The organism is Chitinimonas sp. JJ19 (genome assembly GCF_036961565.1).
Classification (GTDB): Bacteria; Pseudomonadota; Gammaproteobacteria; order Burkholderiales; family Chitinimonadaceae; genus Chitinimonas.
On sequence record NZ_JBAMDD010000002.1, the window covers coordinates 13,680 to 33,477 of the forward strand.

20 protein-coding genes are annotated in these 19,798 nt (G+C 63.0%); 13 read left to right on the plus strand and 7 right to left on the minus strand.

Annotated features, from left to right (window positions below; all coding sequences use genetic code 11):
• The first annotated feature begins 153 nt into the window (after positions 1 to 153).
• The 5 genes from V7714_RS02470 (at position 154) to V7714_RS02490 (ending at position 5,796) form a co-directional block, all read left to right on the plus strand.
• Positions 154 to 2,100 carry a hypothetical protein gene (locus V7714_RS02470; protein ID WP_335387798.1) on the plus strand — a complete coding sequence of 649 codons (1,947 nt, stop codon included), beginning with the start codon at positions 154 to 156 and terminating at the stop codon, positions 2,098 to 2,100.
• A gap of 86 nt (positions 2,101 to 2,186) precedes the next feature.
• Positions 2,187 to 3,575: an aminopeptidase P family protein gene (locus V7714_RS02475; RefSeq protein WP_335387801.1), complete on the plus strand. Its 1,389-nt coding sequence runs from the start codon at positions 2,187 to 2,189 to the stop codon at positions 3,573 to 3,575.
• Positions 3,576 to 3,711: 136 nt separating this feature from the next.
• On the plus strand, positions 3,712 to 4,098 hold the full coding sequence (locus tag V7714_RS02480; RefSeq protein WP_335387803.1) for a hypothetical protein: 387 nt from the start codon (positions 3,712 to 3,714) through the stop codon (positions 4,096 to 4,098).
• A gap of 217 nt (positions 4,099 to 4,315) precedes the next feature.
• Positions 4,316 to 4,888 carry a DUF2087 domain-containing protein gene (locus V7714_RS02485; RefSeq protein ID WP_335387805.1) on the plus strand — a complete coding sequence of 191 codons (573 nt, stop codon included), beginning with the start codon at positions 4,316 to 4,318 and terminating at the stop codon, positions 4,886 to 4,888.
• Complete coding sequence (locus tag V7714_RS02490) at positions 4,885 to 5,796, plus strand: GNAT family N-acetyltransferase (protein ID WP_335387808.1); 912 nt, start codon at positions 4,885 to 4,887, stop codon at positions 5,794 to 5,796. The genes V7714_RS02485 and V7714_RS02490 overlap by 4 nt, the downstream gene beginning before the upstream one ends.
• A gap of 30 nt (positions 5,797 to 5,826) precedes the next feature.
• Here the strand turns inward: V7714_RS02490 and V7714_RS02495 are convergent, their stop codons facing one another.
• The 7 genes from V7714_RS02495 to V7714_RS02525 all read right to left on the minus strand — a co-directional run bounded on the left by V7714_RS02495 (position 5,827) and on the right by V7714_RS02525 (position 11,788).
• Positions 5,827 to 6,882 carry a hypothetical protein gene (locus V7714_RS02495; RefSeq protein WP_335387811.1) on the minus strand — a complete coding sequence of 352 codons (1,056 nt, stop codon included), beginning with the start codon at positions 6,880 to 6,882 and terminating at the stop codon, positions 5,827 to 5,829.
• Positions 6,883 to 6,892: 10 nt separating this feature from the next.
• Positions 6,893 to 7,423, minus strand: a complete 531-nt coding sequence (locus V7714_RS02500) for a hypothetical protein (RefSeq protein ID WP_335387813.1) — start codon at positions 7,421 to 7,423, stop codon at positions 6,893 to 6,895.
• Entirely contained in the window at positions 7,420 to 7,998 is a 579-nt protein-coding gene (locus V7714_RS02505) for an RNA polymerase sigma factor (RefSeq protein ID WP_335387816.1), read from the minus strand. The genes V7714_RS02500 and V7714_RS02505 overlap by 4 nt, the downstream gene beginning before the upstream one ends.
• 198 nt (positions 7,999 to 8,196) lie before the next feature.
• Positions 8,197 to 9,855, minus strand: a complete 1,659-nt coding sequence (locus V7714_RS02510) for a response regulator (RefSeq protein WP_335387819.1) — start codon at positions 9,853 to 9,855, stop codon at positions 8,197 to 8,199.
• A 71-nt stretch (positions 9,856 to 9,926) separates the two neighbouring features.
• On the minus strand, positions 9,927 to 10,406 hold the full coding sequence (gene rraA / locus V7714_RS02515; protein WP_335387822.1) for a ribonuclease E activity regulator RraA: 480 nt from the start codon (positions 10,404 to 10,406) through the stop codon (positions 9,927 to 9,929).
• A 183-nt stretch (positions 10,407 to 10,589) separates the two neighbouring features.
• Complete coding sequence (gene dapB, locus V7714_RS02520; protein ID WP_335387824.1) at positions 10,590 to 11,399, minus strand: 4-hydroxy-tetrahydrodipicolinate reductase; 810 nt, start codon at positions 11,397 to 11,399, stop codon at positions 10,590 to 10,592.
• Positions 11,396 to 11,788, minus strand: a complete 393-nt coding sequence (locus V7714_RS02525) for an outer membrane protein assembly factor BamE (RefSeq protein ID WP_335387826.1) — start codon at positions 11,786 to 11,788, stop codon at positions 11,396 to 11,398. Before V7714_RS02525 ends, dapB begins: the two co-directional genes overlap by 4 nt.
• A gap of 94 nt (positions 11,789 to 11,882) precedes the next feature.
• On the opposite strand from V7714_RS02525, the gene fur reads away from it, so the two are divergent.
• The 8 genes from fur (at position 11,883) to V7714_RS02565 (ending at position 19,794) form a co-directional block, all read left to right on the plus strand.
• Positions 11,883 to 12,323 carry a ferric iron uptake transcriptional regulator gene (fur, locus tag V7714_RS02530; protein ID WP_335387828.1) on the plus strand — a complete coding sequence of 147 codons (441 nt, stop codon included), beginning with the start codon at positions 11,883 to 11,885 and terminating at the stop codon, positions 12,321 to 12,323.
• Positions 12,320 to 13,036, plus strand: coding sequence for a leucyl/phenylalanyl-tRNA--protein transferase (aat, locus tag V7714_RS02535; protein WP_335387830.1), 717 nt, complete (start codon positions 12,320 to 12,322; stop codon positions 13,034 to 13,036). The genes fur and aat overlap by 4 nt, the downstream gene beginning before the upstream one ends.
• Positions 13,033 to 13,794, plus strand: a complete 762-nt coding sequence (locus tag V7714_RS02540; RefSeq protein ID WP_335387832.1) for an arginyltransferase — start codon at positions 13,033 to 13,035, stop codon at positions 13,792 to 13,794. The genes aat and V7714_RS02540 overlap by 4 nt, the downstream gene beginning before the upstream one ends.
• On the plus strand, positions 13,791 to 14,708 hold the full coding sequence (locus V7714_RS02545) for a hypothetical protein (protein ID WP_335387834.1): 918 nt from the start codon (positions 13,791 to 13,793) through the stop codon (positions 14,706 to 14,708). The genes V7714_RS02540 and V7714_RS02545 overlap by 4 nt, the downstream gene beginning before the upstream one ends.
• A 187-nt stretch (positions 14,709 to 14,895) precedes the next feature.
• Positions 14,896 to 16,044, plus strand: coding sequence for an imelysin family protein (locus V7714_RS02550; protein WP_335387836.1), 1,149 nt, complete (start codon positions 14,896 to 14,898; stop codon positions 16,042 to 16,044).
• An 89-nt stretch (positions 16,045 to 16,133) separates the two neighbouring features.
• Positions 16,134 to 17,528, plus strand: coding sequence for a di-heme oxidoreductase family protein (locus V7714_RS02555; protein WP_335387838.1), 1,395 nt, complete (start codon positions 16,134 to 16,136; stop codon positions 17,526 to 17,528).
• 72 nt (positions 17,529 to 17,600) lie between these two features.
• Positions 17,601 to 18,635: an imelysin family protein gene (locus V7714_RS02560; RefSeq protein ID WP_335387840.1), complete on the plus strand. Its 1,035-nt coding sequence runs from the start codon at positions 17,601 to 17,603 to the stop codon at positions 18,633 to 18,635.
• A gap of 112 nt (positions 18,636 to 18,747) precedes the next feature.
• On the plus strand, positions 18,748 to 19,794 hold the full coding sequence (locus tag V7714_RS02565; RefSeq protein WP_335387842.1) for a DUF1513 domain-containing protein: 1,047 nt from the start codon (positions 18,748 to 18,750) through the stop codon (positions 19,792 to 19,794).
• The last annotated feature ends 4 nt before the right edge of the window (positions 19,795 to 19,798 follow it).

Below are 19,798 nucleotides of genomic sequence, written 5' to 3' on the forward strand. Positions count from 1 at the left end.
GAGCAAATTTCCGCTACCAGGACCATACTGGTGCACGGGGTAATAACACCGGGAACGCTTTCTTAGCGCTTTGTACCGCCAAATTTACCAAGGCCCATCATGAGCCAGGAACAAGACACGCCCTTTCTGCCTTTGAGCCCCAAAAACGCCCAAATGCTGATGAAGCTGCTGCAATTGAACCATGGCCTATCCTCCATGCTGCTGGCGTACTTTGGCATCATCGTTGTCGGCGTCGGGCTCATCGCTTTGAGCTTATGGTTGGCGCTGTCGAGTGACGGCTACGAGTTGTCCACCTTGGCGGTAGATAGTGAGAACCGCGTCTGGATAGATGGCGGCGACAGACTCATCGTGACACGTGCCGATGGCAGCGTTGTCGCGACAATAGCCTCTCCCAACGCACCCAGGGCTCCCTTCAGCAGCGTGGCGGCCTGGAAAAACGGCGGTGTGCTGGTAGCCAGCCTGAACGACAAACGCATCTACCAACTGGATCGCAACGGAAAAATAGTCGGACAGCTGGATATGGTATTCCAAGGCACTGTCACGCTGGCCTATGCAGCGCAGCACGACAGAACCTTTGTGATGGAGAAGCGCACTGGCAAGCTGCGTGCATTTCAGGGCACACGACAGATAGCCGAGCGCGCTGACTATCCAGGCGCCTATGGGGTAGATATTGCAACTGACGGCCTTGTCTGGTTAGCAGACACTGAGGGCAAACGTCTGGTCGCCCATAGCCTGGATCTGGAGGTTCAGGATACCCTGGTATTACCCACCCATTTGGGCATGAGCAAACCCGTAACCTTGCTCAGCAAGGGCAAGGCTGGCTGGTGGTTAACCCTGAAATCAGGCAGCTTGAGCGTAGGTAGTCTGCGTACGCTGGATAGCCAGAGCCGTCTGACTGCACATCCTGCTTCCCCCTGGTGGAGCAATCCATTCGGTATGGCCAGCCTAAGGGATGGCTCCCTGCTGGCAGTGGACCCCCGCACAACCCGCATCCTCCACTACAGTGCAAGCGGGGAGCGCCTGGACGATTTTGGTGGAGCAGAACTCAAAGCACATTTTGACCGGCACCGCTGGCGCATGCTGCACAGCAACAAACAGATTGGCCTGTGGCTGGCCCTTGGCTTGATAGGCACGATTTTCAGTGCAACGGTTTACGCAATATACACACACCTCCGTCTATATCGCCGGGTATATGCAGTGCCTAGGCATGCACTCTTCGATACCTCCTTGCACTCATCACACAAGCGGTGGCGGGTGACGATATACGGTGTTGCCGCGCTCGCGATTGCGTTTGGCTTGTTTGGATTACCGACCTATGTACTGGGCAGCAGCGATACCCAACAACAGCTTTGCGGTGTCATTAGCGTATGCGGCAGCTACACGCTGTGGATGGTGCTCTGGCCACTTGTGCTGGGCCTGTGGTTACAGTTCGACGCTGTCCCCCACTTTCTGATTGCCCCTTTGCAACTGGGAAAAATACTGCCGCAGCCCATTGCGAAAACGCTGCTCAACTTGGCAAACGTGGATCATGCCACCCTGCCTCAAGCCATCGACGCAGCTCGAGGCTGTTACCTGGTTTTGATCGCAGACAAGGCCATCGTCCTGCTCTGTCATGAAGCTTTGCTACTGGCGCAGGTTCGCCAGAGCGATTTCTCGCTGCTGTCGCTGCACCGGTTCAACTATGCCGATATGCAGAGTATCCAAACAATCCGCTTGCCAGGCGCAGACTCGCTCCGGCACCCATGCATGGCGGTCAGATTCAGCGATCAGAATGGCAGTTACGATCTCGCTTTCCTCCATGCTCCTGTGCAGGTTTTTTGCGCAGACTGGTTGACCGGCATGAAGACGGATACCCGTAATAGCTGGCTTCAGCAGCAGGCACACCGTTTACGCAAGCAGCGCTTGCTTGCTGCAGGCATTACCGCCGCCATTGCAATGGTCGGGCTATTAGCGTTCATCGTGCTGGGTATCAGCCCGCAATCCCAGCCCATTGCCTATCTGCTGGCCGTCTCTGGTATAGCCCACGCTTGGTATGGTTACCGGCATGCCCATACCCCGCTCAAGCCATACCCCTTGGCCGCAAGCCACACCTCCAGCTAACGCTTGCAGCCCGCTCCCTGCATCCAAACCAACCTGACGGGGGTATCATGCGCGCAACTCTGCCACCCTCCCATTGAGGTAGCCCCATGTTCGCACCCGACATCTATCGCGCCCGTCGCGCGGCACTGGCCCAACAGGTCGGTTCTGGCCTTATCCTGCTGCTAGGCAATGCCGACAGCCCCATGAACTACACCGACAACATCTACCCCTTCCGCCAGGATTCCAGCTTCCTGTATTTCTTCGGGCTGGATTTGCCGGGGCTGGCTGCCGTGATAGACGTGGAAGCCGATAGCGCCACCCTGTTTGGCGACGATGGCGGCCTGGACAGCATAGTCTGGACTGGCCCGCTGCCCAGCTTGGCCGAGCAGGCCCAGGCGGTGGCGGTTAGCCAGACGCTGGCGCTGTCCAAGCTCGATGGCGTTGTGAGCCGCGCCCGCGACGGTGGCCGCAAGGTGCACTTCCTGCCGCCTTATCGCGCCGAACACCGCGTCTGGCTGGCGGAGCTGCTGCAGCTCTATGTCGCAGCGGTGGACGATGCGGCCTCCGAATCGCTGACCCGTGCGGTCATCGCACTGCGCTCGGTCAAGTCGGCCGAGGAAATTGCGCAGATGGAGAACGCCCTTGAAGTCGCCTACCGCATGCATATGCTGGCCATGCGCTCATCCCGCCCCGGCGTAAAGGAGCAAGAGGTGGTCGGCTTGATGACCGGCCTGGCGCAGAGCCAGGGCCGTGCGCTGGCCTACCCTGTCATTTTCAGCCGCGACGGCCATATCCTGCACAACCACGGCCATAGCTACACCCTCAAGGCCGGTGATCTGGTGGTCAACGATGCCGGCGCCGAGAGCCCGCTGCACTACGCCAGTGACATCACCCGCACTATTCCGGTGGCAGGCCGTTTCAACGAGCGGCAGAAGCTGGTCTACCAGGCCGTGCTGGATGCGCAGCTGGCCGCCATTGATGCCATGAAACCTGGCGTACCCTACCGCGAGGTGCACGATCTGGCGGCCCGTGTGCTGGTCAACGGCCTGGCCCCCACCGGCCTGTTCAAGGGCGATGCAGCCGAGGTGGTCGCCAGCGGTGCTTACGCCCTGGTGTTCCCGCATGGGCTGGGCCACCACATCGGCCTGGATGTGCACGATATGGAAGCGCTCAACGAGAACTGGGTGGGCTACGGCGAAGGGGTGGAGCGCGCCAGCGAATTCGGCCGCAAATCGCTGCGCCTGGGTCGGCCCTTGCGTGAGGGTTGGGTGGTGACCGTGGAGCCAGGCGCCTACTTCATTCCGGCGCTGATCGAACGCTGGGCGGCCGAGCAGCGCCATACCGGTTTGATAGACTACGACGTGGCGCGCCAGTACGCCGACTTCGGTGGCATACGCATCGAGGATGACGTGCTGATCACCGCCGATGGCGCCCGCGTGCTGGGCAAGCCCATACCCAAGACCATTGCCGAGATTGAAGCACTGGCGAGTGCCTAACTCGAATCAGGCCAACTGGTATCTAAATACGGCGGACAAGTGGCCCGGCCATCCCTTGTCCACCGTATCAACCGGAACATGAAAAGTGCCTGGCATCAACCACCTAGCTTACCTTTGGGAGTCCGGAGACTGGGCATTGGCGCAAGGCATACATAGCGAAGCGCATGTCATTATCAGCTTTGCTGAAACAGGCGTATCAAGCAAGGAGTTGGTGGCTTTACGTGGCTTACTTCCTCAATTTGGCACCATGGCACCCGCAGCCGTCAGGGATTTGGCACATCAGGAGCGGGAACTTGATCTCGGCCTCTACGGAAATCTTGAGGCCCGGCGTCTTCATGACAAAGCGAAAAAACTGGGGCTGAACGCACATCTCAAGGATGCCTCGCATGTCATCTACCAACCTATCCATCGCATCAATAGGGTTGCACATCTCCCGTCTGACGATGATGCCGTGAATCACGCCGTCATTACTGAAATGCTGCGCCGCAACGTCCCCATCCTAACTCGGTATGAAGCGGATTAATCGCCACGCTTGAGTCAAGCGCCTCTTCCGGTTTATCCTGCGCGCTGGTCGGCAGTTCACCCAGGCGTCGCCGGTTCATCTGAACCACGCTAAACCTGCCAGGCAAAACCACTCCATGCGCCTCTCGGCGCAGCTTGGCTCGAAACCCGAGTGCCAGGCCACAACGGCGACCATGGCATGCAGCTTGGACTGCAGGCACGACGACAAGGAATCGACCATGTCTCGTCCCGTTTTTCCGTTTCACACTGACGATATCTCCTCCCTGGCCCGCTCGCTGGTCAAGCAATGGGCAGGTGCCAGCACGCCCCCCAGCCATCTGCAGATGCTCAATATGCTGGCGCGCGCTGCCGGTTATCAGAACTTCCAGCATTTCCGTGAAGGCACCGAGGCGCTAGTCTCCGCGCCGCCCGTCGCCCCACCTCCCCTCACCAGCCCCAGGCTGGTGGCCGGCAAGATGGTGGCACCGGCCAACGCCCAGCGGCTATTGCGCCATTTCGATGCGCAGGGTCGCCTGCTGCGCTGGCCCGGCAAGTTCTCGGAACAATTGCCCGCGCTCTGGACTGTCTGGGCCCGCCTGCCGGCCCGACAGGATATGACTGAGCGCGAAGTGAATGACTACATCAGACAGGGCGAGGTGTTTGGCGACCATGTGCTGCTGCGGCGCGAACTGGTGAACTACCGCCTGCTGGAGCGCACGCCCGATGGCGCTCGATACCGCCGGCTGGAACAGGCGCCGCCGGCCGATGTACGCGAGCTGATGCAGCGCTGCCGCCAGCGGGCCGCCGCATGAGCCCGTTGGTGCTCTGCAGCCCCAAGCCCAGCCACGCTACCGTGTACACCATCACCCTGACCCCTCTGCAGCCTGCCGCCTTACCGGCATTGCAGCAATTGCGCGATGACTTGCTGGCCCCCCACGCCCAACCGGGCTTGGCCGAGGAGCTGACCGACGTAGCACGCGGCCATGGCCAGCACGCCTGCCTGGCATGGCGCAATGGCCGGGCGGTGGGTTGTGCAGGCTGGGTGCTGTTGGGGATAAAACAGGATGGCTGCGGCTATGGCGCACCGGTAGTGGCAGCAGACCAGGAGGTAGCCAGCTTGCTGATTGCCCGGGTAGTCGCAATGGCAAGCGAGGCTGGCGCCAAACGCTTGCGCATCAGCGCCGTTGCGGCCGAGTCCACCAAGCAGGCGGCGCTGCTGGCTGCCGGCTTCGTGCCGGTGTTCGAGTTTGTCCACTGGGCGCTCCCCCTGCCGATTGCCGGCAGCACCACGCTGGCAGCAGGGCTGCGTAGCCTGCCCTACGCCGAGATAGACTGGCCTGCCCTGCGCGCATGCTATGCCCAGTGCTTCAAGCAGGTGCCCAACGCCCCGGTGCCGGATGAAAACACCATGCGGGAGGAATGGTCGGCTGCAGACTGGACAGTGAGCCGCGTGCTGGTCAATGAGCAGGGCCGCTACCAGGCCTTCTTGCTGGTCAGCGGCGTAGAGGTCGATGCCGTCGGGGTCATGCCGGCATTGCAAGGCCAGGGCCTGGCTGCGGCGTTGTATGCCCAGGCAGGCGAGGTGCTGCAGCGGCGGGGGGTGCACCATCTGCGTGCCATGGTGGCCAGCAGCAACAGCGCTTCCATGGCACTGCATGTGCGGCTGGGCGGGTATGAGCACCAGCCCAGGCGCACGGTGTATCAGCTATCCCTCTGCTAGTACCAGGCCAGCCGCCGCAGCGGCTGGTGTTCAAGGTGCTTTGGGTGGTGCGGGTGGGGCCGGTGGGGTTGGTGCCTTGGGTTGTTTGGCCATGACATCACGCACCTTGTAGTCAGCCGGCGGCTTGAACAGGTCGCTGGCTGGTTCGCTGCGCTTGAGCTTGGTCAGCTTATAGCTGGATTCGCCGCTGCGTGGGTCGCGGGTCTGGGTTGCCAGCACCACCTTCAGCTCCGGTGCGTACCAGCGCTCCGTCACGATCTGGATAGGCTTTTCATTGCCTATACGGCCGGCGGGTATGATACGGACTAGCTGGCTGCCTTCTGCCTTCACCCCTTCTATCTCCTTGCTACCCAAGGATTTGCGGGCCGCGCCGGACTCAGGTTCGCTGCCATGCTCCAGGCGCATCTCCTTGCCATCCTGGCCACGCAACACCACCACATTGCGCTCCACCCTCAGCTCCTTGCCTGCCTGGCCGTCGCTTTCCGGCCCACCTTCATGGTGCCGCACCTCGACCCGCGCATTGGGCATCACAGGGAAAGGTAGCTTGGTGGCCGTCTTGCGCCCTGGGCTCAGCAGCCAATGCGCGCCGCCGACAGGGTCGAATATGAAAGCACTGCGGACACTGCCATCATCGTTCAAGGTATCTTGCCGGCTGCGCCCCTCGCCATCGCGATACAGCCGGGTAACCGTCCGTTTCACGATGCGATTGCCATCCAGCAGGGTCTGCACTTTCTCGCTGATGGCCTCGGCGCTATAGGGCGCGCCCTTGACGTTGGCTGCGGGGCCAAACTCACTCCCGGCAAAGGCCAGGGTATTGCCATCGGCAAAGGGCATGCCGGGCATGTGCAGGTTGATCATCTCCGGCGTGGGCGGCAACGGGGGGAGCGGCGGTAAAGGCGGTGCGCCAACCCCTTCGCCACCCACCCGGGTAATGATAATGCGCTTCTCCACCGTGCTCTTGCCGCCGCCCGTTGCGGGGGATGGATCGCCAGCCAGCACGATGCGCTCCTCCACCACCTCGTCGGCCATGGCCTGGGGGGTCAGCAGGCAGAGCAGCAGCCCCAGCGGCAGATATTGGGTTGTCATGGCATTCCTTTCAGATCAGTTGGTATTTACCGCGTACAAAGCGCAAGGCCAGCGGTGCGCCATCGTCGCCAACCAGCAGGTCGGCCTCGATGGCCTCGTCGGCTAGTTCCGGGTTGACCGGCAAGCCATAGGCCGCCAGCGAGGCCCTGGGCATGGACACCCTCACCATGCGGGCATGCTGGGCGGCCTCGATACGGGCTGGGTCGCCCAGGGGGAAAAAAGCCGTGGTCAGCTCGGTGCTGGCGGCGGGCGCCAAGGTGCCGGCAGGGGCAGCTTGCAAGGCCTGTGTCTCGTTCCACAGCATGGGGCGCAGCCACATCAAGGCCGCCAGGGCGGCCACACAGCTGCCGCCCAGCGAGAGATATAGCCCCCTGTCCTGCCGTAACCACTGCAAAAGCCGCTGCCAACGGCTGACGGGGGCATGCTGCTGGCGGAAGGCGGCCAACAGACCTTCCTCTAGGCCGGCAGGCGGCACTGCGGTGGCCAGGTCCTGGCGCAGCGGCGCATAGGCCGCATGCAGGGCTTTCTCATCGGGTGTCATAAGGTGGTCTCCAGGCGCAAGGGCGCGTGTTCGGCCAGCAGTTCAGCCAGCCGGGCGCGGGCGCGGTTGAGGCGCGAACGCACGGTGCCGATGGGGCAGCCGATCACGTTGGCAGCATCGAGATAGGGCAGTTCCTGCAGATCGCACAGCACCAGGGCTTCGCGGTAGGCAAATGGCAGGGACAAAATGGCTTGATGCAGGCTGTTGAGGGTCTCGCCCGCCAGCAGGGTCGCCAGTGGGGTGGGGTCATGGCTGCAGTCGGCGGTCGCGTCGTCCTCGTCCGGCGCCGCGACGGCTTGGTCGTCGCGCCCCCGCCGCACCAGATTGCGCACCACACCTAGCAAAAAGGCGGACAGCCCACCCCGTGCCGGATCAAACCGGGCAGGCTCGCGTATCAACAGCAAGAAGGTTTCCTGGGTGGCATCGGCAGCCAGTCCGCTGGCGCCACACAGCATCAGCGCAAAGCGGTAGACCACATCCTTGTGGCGGCGATAGACCTGGGTAAAGGCCGCCTCGTCGCCCGCCATCAGGCGGTGGTGCAGCTCGGCATCGGTAGGCTGGGCTAGGGCGGACACATTGGGCTCGGGTTATGGGTGCCCGACACGGCACCCTCTACCCGTATTCAGTGCTGGCGGCAAAAAAGTTCCAGCTTGGCGCTGATAACCTATTTCAGCGCAGCGGATCTGGCTAAGCGTGCTAGCGATGGCGCGCGCAGCAGACAGTACATGGGTACGGCAAGCTTGCACACACCAGATGGTCTTTGTGAGCGGCGCTTAGTCGCTACCGTCCGCTGGCGGGACCGAAGCGGCGGCTGTGTCAGCGGTGTCATCGGCCACCTTCACACTGCCCATCTGCGCCCGCAACCGCAAGGTCAGCTGGTCGTCGGCCGGCACCATGAAGGCCAGGCAGGTCTCAGCCTGCTGCCTGAAGGCCGGCTCCTTGTAGCTCAGATAGTTCTTTGCGGCGGCATTGGCCGCCGCCGCCAGCAGCCGGTTGTTGCGGGTACGCTGCCCCTCTTGGATCAACAGCTCGGCGGCCGCACGTGAGTCGTTCTCCACCATCATCTTGGCCGCCTGATTGGTGGTCTGGGCTATCACCTCGCCCGCCCTTGTGATCACCTCCACCAGCTTGGGGTGCTTGACCAGGGGCTGCACCAACAGCTGGTCGGCATGCCGGCCACTGTCAAACCGCAAGGCGATGGGCTCTATCCAGGCTATCAGGGTGCTGGCGATATCCTCGGCATACAGCTGTGCCAATAAGGCCAGGTAATCCAGCGCAAAGGCAAAGTCAAAATCCGGTGCGTCCCAGTGTGTCGCCAGCTTGCGCATGACATCGATGGCCGCCAGCGGCTCGCGCCGGGCGATTGATTCCGCCGCCTGCGCCAGCTCGGCATACCACTCCCCCCGACGCCCTTCCACCCCCAGCTCCTCGGCCTTGCACTTGGCCAGCAGTTGCTTGACCAGGCTGGCGCCGTCGGGCAGCCCGCCCGCGTTGAACTGCAGCAGGGCCAGGTGAAAGATGCTGCGGTAATCCAGGTCTACCGCCTTGCCATTCAAGCGCACCGCACGGCCCAGGTGCTCGGCCGCCTTGGTCGCATCCCCCAGGCTCCAGGCTATCTGCCCCGCCCGCTGCAGGCGCTTGAGGTTGTTGGGCGTGATCTTGAGCGCCTGCTCGGTGATATCGAGCGCATCATCGTAACGCTCTTCCGACAGGTACAACTCGGCCAGCTGGTTATAGACCGGCAGGTAGCGGAAATGCAGGTTGACGATATCGAGCATGGCCGTCTCGGCCATTGCCTTGTCGCCCATGCGCAAAGCCACCCTGGCCAGGCCCAGTTTGGCCCAGGCCGGATTGCGGGTGGCCAGGATACGCTTGTACATGGTGGCGGCTTCTTCCAGCCGCCCCAGGCGGAACAGGATATTGGCAGCCAGCCTGACGATATCGCCCAGGTAGGGCGTTTTCACCGCCATCATCTGCTGTGCGCTCTTGAGCGCCTTGTTGTAGTGCTTGTCGTTCAGCGCCTCATAGATTTCCATCAGCGCCTGGCGGCGATTGAAGGCCTTCTCTATGCGCTCCGACAACTCCCCGGCCTGTACCGGCTTGAGCATGTAGTCGTCGGGGGTTTCCTCCGCCACATTCACCACCTTGGCATAGCTGGCCTCGGCCGTGACCATGAAGAACAGCGTGGAGAGCGGTAGCAGCTTTTTCTCGCGTAACTCTTCCAGCAGATCCTGGCCCGTTTCTTCCGACTCGAAATGGAACTCGCACAACACCAGATCGTATTTGCTGTCCAGCAATCGGCGGCGCGCCTCGCTGATGGTCGAGGCGGTATCAATGCGGCCCACGTCGCAACCCTGCAGGATGGCGCGCAAGGACAGCCTAACGGTGGATGACGGGTCCGCCACCAGGGCGGAAAGGGAACGCTGATGCATGGTGTTTGCCTGGCTTCAAAGGGCCGCATCAGGGCCTGTGCGTGCCGGCCCAGGGCACGCAGGCCGGGTTATCAGATAACGGGTTCAGGCGCGACCAGCAAGCCATCCTCGTCGGCATACAACCAGTGGCCAGGGACAAAACTGATACCTGCGAAGTGTAGTACCAAGTCGCGGCTGCCCTCACCTTTCTTCACACTCTTGCGTGGGTGGCTAGCCAGCGCAAGGATGCCGACATCGTGGCCCTGGAGTTCGGCCGTATCGCGCACGCAGCCCCATACCACGATGCCGGACCAGCCATTCTGCACCGCCAGCTCACCCAGTTGCCCACCAACCAGGGCACAGCGCAGGCTGCCGCCGCCATCCACCACCAACACCCGGCCATGCCCCTGGGTTTCCAGTGCAGCACGCACCAGGCTGTTGTCCTCGAATACCTTGAGCGTGGCAATCTGCCCGGCAAACCGTCCGCGCTGGCCAAAATGGCGGAAGATAGTGTCAGCCACCTGCACCCGTTCGCCCTGATGATCACTGATATCGGTGGTATGGAAGGTCATGCGGCAGGCTCCATGCAAAATAGTAAGAGGTAGCTGGAGCCTAGCAAAACGGGGAGCACATGGCTCCCCGTTTTTTGTCTCTCGTGCTGGGCGGGCGACAAAAGTGTCGATTTTCCGCCATCGTCCACACCTGATGCCGAGCACCTGTTTTAGGCTGCGCCGGCGTCCAGCGCCAGGCTCTCCCTAGCGCAGGCCCAGCACATCCTGCATATCGTACAACCCCGCCGGCTGCTGCTTCAGCCAGCGCGCAGCGCGTACAGCGCCTTGTGCAAAGGTGGCGCGTGAACTGGCCTTATGACTGATTTCCACCCGCTCGCCATCAGCCATGAACATCACCGTATGGTCACCCACCACATCGCCGCCACGCACGGTGGCAAAGCCGATGGTGGATGGATCGCGGGCACCGGTCACGCCTTCCCGGCCATAGACCGCACAGGTCTTGAGGTCGCGCCCCAGGGCGTCGGCCACCACTTCGCCCATGCGCAGCGCGGTGCCGGAAGGAGCGTCCACCTTGTGGCGGTGGTGCGCCTCGACGATCTCGATATCGTAACCTTCGGCCAGCACCTTGGCAGCCATTTCCAGCAGCTTGAAGGTCAGGTTGACCCCCACGCTCATATTGGGGGCAAACACGATGCCTATATCTTGGCTAGCATCCTTCAGCGCCGCCTTGCCGGCTTCATCGAAGCCGGTGGTGCCCACGACCAGGTTCACCCCCAGTTCACGGCAAATGGCCAGGTGGGCCAGCGTGCCTTCGGGGCGGGTGAAGTCAATCAATACATCGGCCTCACGCAGCGCCGCAGCCACATCGCTACGGATAGCCACACCAGTATGCTGGCCCAGATTGTGTCCTGCATCCTGCCCCAGGCTGGCTGACCCCGCCCTGTCCAGCGCCACCGTCAACCGGCAGTCGCCAGCCGCCAGCACGGTTTCTATCAATACCCGGCCCATGCGGCCCGAGGTGCCCGCAATGGCAACGCGCAAGGGGCCGCTCATTTCGCCACCGGCGCAGCAGCCTCCGGCGCCGCCGTGGCGCGCGGATCCTTGGGGGCCTTGTCAGCCACGCTGGCACGGGCCGGCAAGGTGTCGCCACCCATGCCTATCACGCGATCGCCATCGAACAACACATGGTAGCGCTTGTTCTGCTCCACCTTGCCACCCTTGCTATCGTAGTAGAGGTAATCCCAGCGGTTGGGGTGGAAGGCATCGACCAGCAGTGGCGTACCCAAGGCAAAGCGCACCTGCGCACGCGTCATGCCCAGCTTGAGCTTGGCCACCTGGTCTGCGGTGACGGCGTTGCCTTGCGGCACGTCCAGCTTGTAGGGAGTCAGGTAGCTGCAGGCGGTAAGCGAGGCTAGCAAAGTGGCGATCAGCAATGTACGCATGGATGGAATACTGGAATCGATAGTAGACGGAGGAGACTGCGTTCAGCCCAAGAAGTGCCGTATCATAGCCTAATCATTCATCCTGGACGTGATCATGAGCAAAGCAAGTGACCTCAAGGATGCCGGCCTGAAAGCTACCGGCCCGCGTCTGAAAATCCTCAATCTGTTCGAAACCAGCGAGCAGCGCCATCTGAGCGCAGAAGACGTCTACCGTCTGCTGCTGGACGAACAGGACGACGTGGGCCTGGCCACCGTCTATCGGGTACTGACCCAGTTCGAGCAGGCAGGCCTGCTGGTACGCCATCACTTCGAGTCCGGCAAGGCCGTGTTCGAACTGAACCAGGGCGGGCACCACGACCACCTGGTCTGCGTCAAATGCGGCAAGGTAGAGGAGTTCTACGATGCTGAAATCGAAAAGCGTCAGGACACCATCGCCGAACAGCATCATTTCCTGATACAGGATCATGCCATGTACCTGTACGGCGTTTGCGCCGACTGCCAGACCCGTCTGGCCGGCAAACTGAAGGCGCGATGATTCCCTGGTTGGGCCGCGCGCTGGCGTTTCCGCCACTGGAAAGCGCGCTGACCGAACCCAATGGGCTGCTGGCCGCTGGCGGCGATCTCAGCCCTGATCGCCTGTTGCTTGCCTACCATCAGGGCATCTTTCCCTGGTTTGCGCCTGGCGAGCCCATACTCTGGTGGAGCCCCGATCCGCGCATGGTGCTGGTGCCCAGCGAGCTGCACATTCCCCGCTCGCTGGCCAAGACCTTGCGCCACAAGCCCTACGAAATCCGTTTCGATACCGCCTTCCGCAGCGTGATCAGCCATTGCGCCGGTAGCGCCCGGCCCGGCCAGGACGGTACCTGGATCGTGCCCGAAGTGATCGATGCCTACTGCCGCCTGCATACGCTGGGCTGGGCGCACTCGGCTGAGTGCTGGATGGACGGTGAGTTGGTGGGCGGGCTCTATGGTGTGGCCATAGGAAAAATGTTCTACGGTGAATCCATGTACACCCAGCGTCCCGATGCCTCCAAACTGGCCTTTGTGCACCTGGTGCAGTGGTTGCAGCAACAGGGTTATGGCCTCATCGATTGCCAGATGCGGACAGACCATCTGGCTCGCTTCGGCGGGCGTGAGATCGGCCGCGTGGATTTCCTGGCCGAACTGCGCAGGCTGACCGCCCTGCCGGCCGAGGCCGGTGCATGGCATTATCGCCATCAGTCAGCCAGCGAAGGGCGCCTGCCATGAGCCATCCCAGCGACAGCAAACTGATACGCCTGCAGTTCTACGCTACCGCCCCCTACCCTTGCAGCTATCTGGATGACCGGATGGCACGCTCGCAGGTGGCCATACCGGCGGAGCTGATCGATACCCATATCTACAGCCAACTGGTGCGCAACGGCTTTCGGCGCAGCGGCCTGTTCACCTATCGCCCCTGGTGCGACCAGTGCCGTGCCTGCGTACCGGTACGCCTGCGCAGCAACGAGTTTGTTGCCGACCGCACCCAACGCCGCATACTGCGGCGCCATGGTGATCTCAGTGTCACCATGCTGCCGCTGGAGTACCGCGACGAACACTACGCCCTCTACCATCGCTACCAGCTCAGCCGCCACAGCGGCGGGGGTATGGACGAGGACAACCGGGAGCAGTACGAGAACTTCATACTCAAGAGCCAGGTAGACAGTTTCCTGGCCGAGTTCCGCCTGGACGGCCAGTTGAAGATGGTGAGCCTGATAGACAAGCTGAATGACGGTCTCAGCTCGGTCTACACCTTTTTTGAGCCTGACGACCCACAGGCCAGCTATGGCACCTATAACGTGCTGTGGCAGGTCAGCCTGGCGCAGGAACTGGCCCTGCCTTATGTCTATCTCGGCTACTGGATAGAAGAGTGCCGCAAGATGACCTACAAAACCCGCTTCAAACCCATAGAAGGCTTGCTGGATGGCGCCTGGCGCCTGCTGACGGATGCGCCGCCCCATCCTGACGCCAGCCCCCCGGACGAATGAGCCGCCCCGCTGATGCGGACGCCCGCCCCCGCCATCCACGCCCGCTCCCCCCGCTGTTCCAGCTGATGCGCCTCGCTCCCCAGCACACCCGTCCCTTGCATCTTGCCCTGGCAGATAGTGCGTCCGGCACGCCACGGCAATGGTGGCACCTGGAAATCGCCGCCACCTTGCCTATTGCCACGCCCCCACGGTGGGTGCGCCTGCTGGCATGGCTGTTGGCCCGCGGCCAAGGTCGCCGCCTGCTGCCCTGGCTGGCTGCCGCAGGCATGAGCGGCCTGGCGCCCTACCGCCTTCCCTACCAGCCCCCCCTGGCCAAGCGGGCGGAGGACGCGGCCCTGCTGGCACTGTGCCTGCTGTGCACGCTATGGGGGCTGGACAGCCTCAATGCCAGCCGTGAACTGCTGCTGATCATGCTGGCACTACTGGGTGCCAGCGCCTTTGCCTGGCAAAGCTGGCGCCAGGCCAGCCGGCTACGTGCAACCCTACAAGCCCAGCATGCCGAAGTCGCCGCAGCACTCACCCCCAGCGAGTCGGCCCTGGGCCTGGCCGGCCTGCTGATTGCCGCCGGCCAGGATTACCCGGCCGCCCAGGCCACCTGCCAGCGCCTGGCCCAAGAGCCCGACAGCATACTTGCCGAGGAGCTGCTGCAACTGGGGCTGGCCTCGCCCGCCCGAGGCTATATAGGCCGGGCCACGCGGCTGACGGCGGCCAGCTGGCTGCTTGGTGTATCGGCCGTAGCCTGGCCCTGCTGGCTGACTCAGGCCAGCTGGCAACTGGCGCCAGCCACCCTGGGGGCACTGCTGGTGCATTACGTGGCCGGCAGCAGCCGGCCCGGCTGGTTAAGGCGTAGCGCCCACACCCTCATCGCTGGTGTGCTATGCGCCGCCATGGCCCGCCTGTATACCCTGCTCTAGAAGGCTAACTATCCAAGCGCCAGCTTTGCTGCGCGAGCTTAACCCCACCCGCCCACTGCCCGCCGCACAGGGATGCACCAAAAACCAACAAAGCGCGCAGCGTCAACTGGCAAGGTTGATAACAATTCCCATTACCGTTAGCATTATGGTTTCGTATAAACGCCATCCCTCCAAGAGGAAGCTCGCCATGTCGCTGTTCCGCCCCTGCCTGATCGCCGCCGCCCTGGCCACCAGCTTGTTTGCCCAGGCAGCCGAGCCTGTTACGCCCGCCACCGTGGCCAACCATTACGCCGCGCTGGTGCACGCAGGTTATGAAGACAGCCTGGCTGGCGCCAAGCAGCTGCAGTCCAGCATCGACGCCTTCCTGGCCGCCCCTTCTGAGGAAGGCCTGAACAAAGCCCGGCAGAGCTGGTTGGCTGCCCGCGAATGGTATGGCCAGACCGAAGCCTTCCGCTTCTATGGCGGCCCCATCGATGGCGACAATGGCCCCGAAGGCCAGATTAACGCCTGGCCGATGGACGAGGCCTATGTCGACTACGTCAAGGGCAAACCCAAGGCTGGCGTGGTCAACAACGCCAAGGCCAAGCTCAGCCGCGACGCACTGATAGGCCTCAATGAGAAGGGCGGCGAAGAGAACATCAGCACCGGCTGGCATGCCATCGAATTCCTGCTGTGGGGCCAGGATCTGTCCAAGGACGGCCCAGGTGCACGCCCCTATACCGACTTTGTGGACGGCAAGGCCCCCAATGCCGATCGCCGCCGTGCTTACCTGAAGATCGTCAGCGACCTGCTGGTTGACGACCTGGCCAGCGTCAGCCGCGAATGGGCGCCCAATGCCGCCAATTTCCGCGCCAAGTTCGTAGCCGACCCGGCTGCCGTACAAAAAATGCTGACCGGTATCGGCACCCTCTCGCATGGCGAGCTGGCTGGCGAGCGCATGGAAGTGGCACTGGCCTCCAAGGCACAGGAAGACGAGCACAGCTGCTTTGCCGACAATACCCACCGCGATGTGGTGACCAACGCCCAAGGCATACAGAACGTCTGGGAAGGCAGCTACAAGCGTGCCGATGGCTCCGTGCTGGCCGGCCCCTCGCTGCGTGCACTGGTCGCCGCCAAAGATGCCAAACTAGCTGACAAGACCAGCGCCGACATTGCCGCTTCGGTCAAGCTCGCTGGCGAAATCAAGGCACCGTTCGATCAGGAGATCGTCGGCAAGAACACCGCCCCCGGTCGCCAGCGCGTTCGCGCCGTGATCGATGCCCTGCGCAAGCAGGCCAAGGGCATAGTCAGCGCCGCCAAGAGCCTGGGCATCAAGAACCTCAATACCAACGTATAATTCCCGTCCCCCTTACCCAGGGGGATCGCCCACCCTGGGGGCATGACCGCACAGCGGCCATGCCCTCTTTGTCGTTTCCCGGCCCCGATATGAAACTGCTGCTTCCCCTGATACTGACCGGCACCGTGCTCGCCACCGGTGTGTCCCTGGTTCCGCCCTACAGCCCGGACGAGGCCCTGCCTGGCGGCAAGACCACCACCATCGATGCCGGCCAGAATGCCTTCTCCCTGCCCGCTGCCAATCTCAATGACCAGCAGCGGACAACCTTTGTCATCGGCAACTCCTTCTTCAAGAAAAACTGGGTAGAGGCGCCCGCCTCCACGACGGCACGCGACGGCCTGGGCCCCCATTTCATCGCCCGCTCCTGCGGCGCCTGCCATGCGCTGGACGGCCGCGGCGCCCCACCCAGCTTCGAGAACGGCTTGCAGACCGAACAGCCACTGGCATTGCTGATACGCCTGTCCATACCCGGCACAGACGCGCATGGCGGCCCCGTGGGCGAACCGGTCTACGGCGGCCAGTTCAACAACGATGCCATCCCCGATGTCAAACCCGAGGGCCAGGTACAGATCCGCTACCAGGAGATCAGCGGCCAGTTTGCCGATGGTGAGCGCTATAGCCTGCTCAAGCCCAGCTATCAGCTGACTGAACTGGGTTATGGCGCCATGCACCCGCAGACCATGCTGTCCCCCCGCATTGCGCCACAGATGATAGGCCTGGGCCTGCTGGAGGCCATCAAGGAGAGCGATATCCTGGCCAATGCCCAGCGGCAGGCCGCCACGGGTGGCGATATCAAGGGCAGGCCCAACCGGGTCTGGGACGCTTATGCCGGCAAGATGGTGATAGGCCGTTACGGCTGGAAGGCCAACACCGGCAGCGTGGCGCACCAGAGCGCAGGCGCCTTCCTGGGCGACATCGGCATCACCTCACGCCGCTTCCCCCATGAAGAGTGCACCAAGGCACAGACCGACTGCCGCAAAGCCCCCAGCGGCGGCAAGCTGGAGATCGCCGATCACCTGATGGAGTCTGTCATCTTCTACAGCCGTACCCTGGCCGTGCCGGCTGCCCGCCATCAGGACGACCCCAAGGTACGCCGTGGCCGTGAAGTCTTCCACCAGGCCCAGTGCGCCAGCTGCCATGTACCCAGCTACACTACCGGCAGTTTCAAGGCGGTGCCGCAACTGGGCCAGCAGACCATCTATCCCTATACCGACCTGTTGCTGCACGATATGGGCGAAGGCCTGGCCGATGGCCGACCCGACTATGCCGCTGGCGGCCGCGATTGGAAAACACCACCGCTGTGGGGCCTGGGGCTGGTACCGACGGTCAACAAGCACAGCCGCTACCTGCATGATGGCCGCGCCCGCAACTTGATGGAGGCAGTGCTGTGGCACGGTGGCGAAGCCGAAGCCAGCAAGCAGCATGTACTCAAGCTCAGCCGCACCGATCGCGAGAACTTAACCCGCTTCCTGCAGTCTCTGTAGCTTTTCAGGGCGGCGCCTACCCCGCGCCGGCCCTGCCAATACCCAGCCTCACCCTTACCAGGAATACCGCGCATGTTGCTACGCCCTGCCCTGATTGCCCTCGCCTGCGGCTCGCTGCTCAACGTCCATGCAGAGGGGCTGGATGCCACTGCCGTGGTAAAGGCGTGGCAAAGCCAGCAGTTGGGCCGGGTGCAGACCTTGCAAGCCAGCAGCCTGGTGCTGAAAGACAGCGTGGATGCACTGTGCAAACGCCTGGGCAACAGCGAGATACGGGCCGCCCGGCAAGCCTGGCTGCAAACCTATGTGGCCTGGCGTGCCGTGGAGGCGCTACCCATGGGGCCGGCCCTGAGCCGCCGTACCGCCTGGCAGATAGACGCCTGGCCGGTCAAGCCGCAAAAGGTGGAAGAAGCCGTGCGGCTGGTGGAACGCGATGCCCCCATTGCCGATAGTGTCGGCGCCAATGCACAGGGCCTGCCTGCGCTGGAATACCTGCTGTGGGGGGATGACCGGGCCAATGCGCAGCTGGGCCGCCTGCATTTCCGCCAGCGCTGCCAGTACACCCAGGCACTAGCGGCCGATGTTGCAAGCGAAGCCCAGTCCTTGCAACAGGACTGGCAAGGCTACAGCAGCACTGCGCTGGATACCGATGCAGGCCGCCAGGCCTTTGAGGAGGCCGTCAACCTGATCGCCGGCAGCGTGGAAGCACTGCGTGACAAGAAGGTGGGCCGCCTGGGCAGCCCCAAGCTGACCCAGAAACCCACCCGCCAGATATTCGATGCCTGGCGCAGCCACGGCACCCATGCCGGCATGGCGGCCACGCTCAATGCGCTGGAACAGCTGTTTCTTGATAATCGCCAGGCACCCAGCTTCGTCGACCGGCTGGCGGTAGAAAAACCCCTGCTGGCCCAGCACCTGCGCGAAGAATTTGCCATCGCCCGCGAACACCTGGCCAAGCTGCCTGCCGATATGGCCGCCAGCGCAGCCGCCAAGCCTGCCAGCATCCAACCCTTTCTCGATAGCATCAAGAAGCTGCAAGGCATCATCGAATTGCAAGTAGCCGATGCGGTAGGCGTGACCATAGGCTTCAAGGACAGCGACGGTGACTAGCCGTGACATCCGTCGCTTGCACCCACTGCGTGGCGCACCAGCTAGCCATGCTTGAGCCCCATCGCGGCAACCCAGGCTTGCCGGCGCTTGCCATGCCCCCAGGACAGCAAACATGCGCCTAAGCCGCCGCCAGCTGCTCGGCGCCGGCCTGACGCTGGCCACCCTGCCCCTGCTGGCAGCCGGCCGCCAACGCCAGCCCGTCGTACTGTCCGCCGGCTGGGATGGCGATGAACAATGGTGCGCCGGTACCCTGGAGCGTGCCAGTGCACCCTTGCCGGCACGCGGTCATGTACTGGTCCCCGACCCGCAGCGCTATGGCGAAGCCATCGTGGTTGCCCGCCGGCCAGGTTACTACCTGGCGCGGATAGACTGGCGCCGTGGCAAGCTGCTCAAGCAGTTTGCATTGGAAGATGAACGCAACCTGGTGGGCCATGCAGTCTTTAGCCAGGATGGACGGCATCTGATCACCGCCGAGACCGACGAGAATACCGGTGCTGGCCGTCTGGCAATCCGGGATGCCCGCAGTTTCAAACGCCTGGAAGACCGCCCCAGTCATGGCGTCGGCCCACATGAAATCCTCTGGCTGAACCCACATACCCTGGTGGTAGCCAACGGTGGCATCCTCACCCTGCCCGAGACAGGGCGCTACAAACGCAATCTCGACCGCATGGACCCCTCGCTGGTGCTGATAGACAGCCGTGATGGCGGACTGCTGCAAGAATACCGGCTACCCGACAGCAAGCTCTCTATCCGCCACCTGGCCGTCACGGCCGATGGTACGGTAGGCACGGCGCTGCAGAACGAGGGCAGCAATACCTCCCCCATGCTGGCCATCCTGCGCGACGGCCAGTTTGCCTATGCCAGTACGCCGCCCGAACTGGCCCAGGCCATGCAGGGATACGCCGCCAGCCTGGCTGCCCTGGGCAATCGTTTCCTCATGCCTTGCCCCACAGGCAACCTGCTGACCGAATGGAGCAGCGAAGGCCAGGCTACCGCCCAACTGAGCCTGCCCAGGGTATTCGGCGCAGCAGCCCTGCCTGACCGCTGGCTGGCAAGCGGCGAGCAAGGCGAGCTTTGGCAGCTTGTGCCGGGCAAGCTGACGGTACAGGCCAGCCAGCGTTACCCCCACCATTGGGACAACCATCTGACGGTGGTGTAGCGCG